Here is a 5,371-nt window from a genome sequence, read left to right as displayed (position 1 = left end):
ACATCGATGATCGCAACAAACATTAACTTCAAAATAATCTCTTTACACAAAACAAATAAGTACATTGCCAGTCCAACAAAAACTGCACGCACATATCACAGCACCGTAGAGCACTTAATATCCATCAAATCAGCCTACAAGCTATCTCAACACACCTGCAACGTAATACATAAAACCTAAAAAAAACTACACCTAAATCCAATACGACACTTAACAATAAAACATTAAACTCAGCAACACACATCCTACACATTCCTCAAATCAGCCTCATGGATTCGCCTCACGCTTGCGCCCCCTCCCCCTTTGATCTGAACCGGAATGGGATGTGGTTGATCACCTTGGTATCGTTTATAATGAGCTATCCAGACTGACCCGGGGGAGAGTCGGTCATGGAAATTTTCCTTTTTGGTATTTTGCGACCGAGCACTCCCCCTCCCTGCCCATCTCTCTCACCACACACATTTTTGGAGAGCGGTGCAAAACGAAACTTTTCCACGCCCCTGGGACTCCATCCCATAACCCCTCGGGATCACCCTCAACCGGTGTCACAGACCATTTCATGAGCGATATTCTTTCCATCATTCTTCCCACCTTGGCCATTGCCATCGTGCTGAACCTCTTTTTCCGGCGGCTCGATCTCCCCACCCTGATCGGCTACATCACCGCTGGTGCTATCGCCACCGCCCTGTTTCATCTCGATCCCGCTTCCAATCCCCTGCTCCACGAAATCGCCGAAATGGGCATCGTCTTTTTGATGTTTACCATCGGCCTGGAGTTTTCCATTGCCCACCTGATGACCATGCGCAACGAAGCACTCCTCTATGGGGGCTCCCAGGTATTTATCACCGGGCTCGTGTTTGGTTCCATTGCGGGAGTTTGGTATGGGATGGACTTGCGGACGGCCATCGTCATAGGGGCGGGATTGGCGCTCTCCTCCACCGCCATTGTTTTGCAATTTTTAAATGAAAACAGAGAGATAGACAAACCCTACGGGCGCACCTGCCTGGGCATCCTGCTGTTCCAGGATTTGGCGGTCATTCCCATTCTGCTGATGATCCGCTTTTTTACCGATGCCAGCCAATCGGTGCCGATTCTGCTGTTGAAAACCGCAGGGGGGGCAATGCTCTCCTTTTTGGTGCTCTATCTCACGGGCAAATATCTCATCGCCCGCTTTTTGGCCTGGGTGAGCGATGCCAAATCCCACGAAACCTTTGTCGGCTCCATCCTGCTCATCGTCATTTCAGCCGCCTGGCTCACCCACGCCCTGGGTCTCAGCTACTCCCTGGGGGCCTTTTTTGCCGGCCTCATGATCGCCGAAACCAAATATCGCTATCAGATCGAATCCGACCTCATTCCCTTTCGGGATCTCCTCCTGGGGGTCTTTTTCGTTACCGTCGGCATGCAGATCGAACTGACCTTTTTGCTCGATCATTGGCAACAGGTTCTCCTCCTCACCGGGGGCTTGATTCTCCTCAAAGGGCTCCTGATTGCCATTCTGGTCCGCTTGGCCAAACCCCTGGATGTCGCCTTCAAAACCGGCCTGGCACTGGCCCAGGGAGGGGGCTTTTCCTTTGCTGTTTTCGCCACCGCCAGCAACTCCGGACTGCTGGATCCCGACACCAACCAATTGCTCATCATCATCGTCGCCGTCTCCATGGCCCTCACCCCGTTTATCCTGAAAAACCTCGAACGCCTGGCCCTATTGGTCCAAAAAGAGCCCGAGGATCAACGCCCCTGGCCCGTGGGAGAGCCCAGTGTTGAGAGCAATCGTCTGGTGGTGTGCGGGGCCGAGGTGTGCACCACCGTGGAGCTGGAACACAGCCATATCGTGGTGTGTGGTTATGGGCAATTGGGACGCAACGTCATGAAACAGCTCGGTGAGTTGGAATATCCCTGTGTCGCCATCGAGCATCACCGGCAAACCGTACAGGAGGGGATCGACCGGGGAGATGCGGTGATATTCGGCAACGCTGCCCAGCAGACCATTCTGGAAAAAGCCCATGTCAGGGATGCCGGTGCCGTGATCATCGCCCTGGAAGATGAACGGGCCATTCGACTGGTGAGTGAAGCCATCGCCGATGTGGCGGAAGAACCCCTCATCGTGGTGCGAATTGCAGGCGAGCTGGAGCGGGATCTTTTCAAAGAGATTCCCATTAAAAGCTTCGTGGAGGAGCGTCGGGAAGTGGCTCGCATCCTCATCGATCACGCCTTGACCTGTGAAATGGTTCGCCCCTACGCCCCCAAGGTGTGCCGGGAGTGTGAACCGGAAGAGTTGGCCACCCCCTTTGAACAGCGCCGCTTGGCCCATCCCATCATCGAGATCTCCTCCGCCCCACCCCTGACAAGCGCAAATGGCCCTGAAAAATAGCCGATTCCCCCACCGATTTTCCGGAACCACCCCCCTTGCAATAGAGTCCAAAAGATCAAGGTTTGGACCACTGTTTCCAACAAGGGGGAATTGGCCATGCTCCGAATAGATGCACCTCTTATCATCCGCACCAAATCCACCTATGTTCCAAAAGATCAGCGAATCGGGGATATTACCCTGCACATCGAAGAAGAACTCTCCACCGAAGGCCTGAAAATCGTGGAAGAGGCTTTGATCAAGCTGGATGGGGTCGAAAAAGTGCTCCTACACCCCAGCCATCCCCATCTGCTGGTCATCCACTACGATACTTTCAAAATATCGTCCCGATTGATCCTGAAAACAATCGAAAATCAAAACCTCTTTCCCTTCGGCCTCCCAGCTGAAATCAACCCACAGCTGCATGCGCGCATGGTGGGGCTGTAGCAGAGAAAACACTTTTGGTCGGATGGAGTGAGCTGACCGGCAAAGGTCAACAGCAAACGTAACCAGAGGGAACGGTTCCCTCTAATGGAGAGAAAAGCTCAAATCAGGAGTGGGTGCCATGAAACGTCATGATTATGAGTGGCCATCAAATCCAGTGGAACACACCGAAACAAGCCTCGCTGATACCGAGCATTTGGCGATCAAAGCGTTGGGGGTGGCGCAAAAACATTTCCTTGTCCCCATGTCGGGGCACGACCTCAACAGCTGGAAAAAGCATGACCACTATCGACGTCATCTGGCAGAATTGGAAGAAGATGGCACCCAGGATGCGGTGTGGATCAGGCCGTGGATCGTGGGGGGCTGGCTGGAGAAAAAAGCCTGTCTCTTTCATTTTGAACCGACAGAATTCAACGAAGAGGCCTTTGGCCAATCCCTCTGGCATGAGCTGACCCATTGGCAAGGTCATCGGGATCGGGGAGCACTTTTTGGTATTTATCTGACTGTCTCCCGCCCCAAGGAAAACTTCCATGCTGTTTTTGCTTTTCGGATCGATGAAAGCCAGGAAGCGCAAAAAATAGCGGATCTGCCGATTTATGAAGCCCTCTGCCTCACCCTGGATGGGGATCGGGAAAAGATTGAAACCTGGCTCGATTGGGCCTACCGGGAAAACAATTGATCCAATGATCAAACGGGGGGAGGAAACGCCCTCTCCCCCCGCGATGAAACACCTTTCAACCTGGATCCAGCCGTTGGGCAACTGTACGATACGCAATCAGAGATACCCCCTGAACAGGCGAATCGTCTCCGGCCAACCCTCTACAATGACACGAGGCTGAAGATGGCTTCACCTTCGCAGATTGGCCAATCACGCACCCCCTCTTGAACAAGTCGCCAGGATGGTGCTGGTTCCCCAGATCCCTTTATCAGCAAAGCCCTCACCATGGACCACGAACTGCTCACTCTGACCCAAGCTGCTGAAGGCAATCCCCTTGATTTCGAGGCTTGGCTCAAGCTGGGTGCGGCCTTGAAGGAGCGCAATCAATTGGATCAGGCCATACGGATTCTTAAGCCGGTGGTCCGGGTCAAGAGTCATGATTTTATGGCTTGGTTCACCTTGGGAGAGGCTTGGGAGCGAAAAGGATATGTGAATGGCTACGACCCCCAAGCCCTGGATGAAGCGATTCTCGCCTATAAAAAAGCCATTGCAATCCGCCCCAGAGCAGAAAAATCCTGGTTTTTTTTAGGTAACAGCCACGGCAGAAAACAGGAACTGGTGGCAGCCATTCACTATTATCGCGCCGCTATCGAAATCAAACCCGATTATTATATTGCCTGGAACAATCTGGGGATCGATCTTTGGAAAAATGGCGAACATCAGGCCGCAGTCGCCACCTATCGTCATGCCCTTACAATCAATCCCAACGGCTTTGAATCCTGGTGCAATCTGGGAAGCGCCTTCCGCCAGTTGAACGACCTGGATTCAGCTATCCATGCCTTTGGTAAAGCTTCAGAAATCCGCCCCCAGGCCCCGGGGCCCAAAAAAATCCTGGCCACTCTGTCAACCCTCCAGAACAAATAACGCAATACCAATTATTTTCCTATAACAAACAATCCATAATATCTCAGACAGTCTTAGCAAGCAAGACCGGAAAGGTGGTACTTCCAACACTATTCGCGAAGATCATAATTGAAAACAGATCCGCCCAAATATCGAACACCAATTAATCGATGGCGACCTTTCAACTTCCTCAAACCAGTCCAAAAGACCATAGACCCACCAATAAAACTGCTCCGAAAAACACCTTCTGTAACCAGAGCCTGGAAGGCACCCATTTTTCTCTATTGAAAAATTGATCCAAACAAACATATAATATCAGGATATTAATAACAGGGAATCCATTAGACAAAACCTTAACTATGAAAAAGCGTCAAAATAAAACCTGCAGTGGCTACACTTCTGTGCCGCCCCCAACCGCTATCCGCCCCTTCTCCCGGTTGGCATCCACTGCCATGGAAGGACGCTCCCCTTATCATAAAACACAATCTCTTCCTGGCTATTTTGGCTGGCAAACCAGCCAGGGCTTTCCATCACCCTGGGGGGAAAACTCTGAATACACCAACTCCCCGGCAACCCACCCTGAGACAAGTAAAGTTTTTTGCTGTCCAGGCGCTCCCCTCTCAGAAAAAGTCACCCCTTCCAACGGTCAATTCTGCGACCCAAACAAAAGATTCCCTGGTGTGAAACCGTTTGGTCGATTCGTGGACAAAAACAAAAACGACGATGCCACGGGCTTCGGCCCTGTTTTATTATACGCATCCATCCATCCCTTGGAAGGTCAACAGTGGCAAGAGGATGGATGGTTCCAATACAACAAGTCAAAGTATCCCAGGTTGAGGAATCTGAAACGGCCTGGAGCTTGCGGAATCATTTAACGCTTTATTTTTACACTCCATTGGTATCATGGAGTATTTTCGTCAATCATTATCCAAAAAAAACTGGGTGCCGGAGCACCTATTGGATTGGCCGATTATCATGAAATCTCTTTTACGACAAACCAGATGGATGCTGGTGATTCTAGG

General features: G+C 51.3%; 4 protein-coding genes. All 4 read left to right on the top strand.

Annotated features, from left to right (window positions below; translation table 11 throughout):
• Positions 1-559: 559 nt before the first annotated feature.
• The 4 genes from HQL52_06270 to HQL52_06255 all read left to right on the top strand — a co-directional run bounded on the left by HQL52_06270 (position 560) and on the right by HQL52_06255 (position 4,370).
• On the top strand, positions 560-2,368 hold the full coding sequence (locus HQL52_06270; protein ID MBF0369045.1) for a cation:proton antiporter: 1,809 nt from the start codon (positions 560-562) through the stop codon (positions 2,366-2,368).
• A 96-nt stretch (positions 2,369-2,464) separates the two neighbouring features.
• Positions 2,465-2,791 (top strand): hypothetical protein, encoded by a 327-nt coding sequence (locus HQL52_06265; protein MBF0369044.1) that lies wholly within the window; start codon positions 2,465-2,467, stop codon positions 2,789-2,791.
• Positions 2,792-2,909: 118 nt separating this feature from the next.
• Entirely contained in the window at positions 2,910-3,467 is a 558-nt protein-coding gene (locus HQL52_06260) for a hypothetical protein (GenBank protein MBF0369043.1), read from the top strand.
• 264 nt (positions 3,468-3,731) lie between these two features.
• Positions 3,732-4,370: a tetratricopeptide repeat protein gene (locus HQL52_06255; GenBank protein ID MBF0369042.1), complete on the top strand. Its 639-nt coding sequence runs from the start codon at positions 3,732-3,734 to the stop codon at positions 4,368-4,370.
• Positions 4,371-5,371 lie beyond the last annotated feature (1,001 nt).

The sequence above is a fragment of the Magnetococcales bacterium genome (genome assembly GCA_015232395.1).
Taxonomy (GTDB): domain Bacteria; phylum Pseudomonadota; class Magnetococcia; order Magnetococcales; family JADFZT01; genus JADFZT01.
The sequence above is the reverse complement of the archived record's forward strand: the minus strand, read 5'-3'. Positions and strand labels throughout refer to the sequence as shown.

Excerpts from the sequence above, each read along its gene's own strand:
- HQL52_06265 (MBF0369044.1), top strand. The coding sequence starts at position 2,465 with ATGCTCCGAATAGATGCACCTCTTATCATCCGCACCAAATCCACCTAT.
- HQL52_06255 (MBF0369042.1), top strand. The coding sequence starts at position 3,732 with ATGGACCACGAACTGCTCACTCTGACCCAAGCTGCTGAAGGCAATCCC.
- HQL52_06270 (MBF0369045.1), top strand. The coding sequence starts at position 560 with ATGAGCGATATTCTTTCCATCATTCTTCCCACCTTGGCCATTGCCATC.
- HQL52_06260 (MBF0369043.1), top strand. The coding sequence starts at position 2,910 with ATGAAACGTCATGATTATGAGTGGCCATCAAATCCAGTGGAACACACC.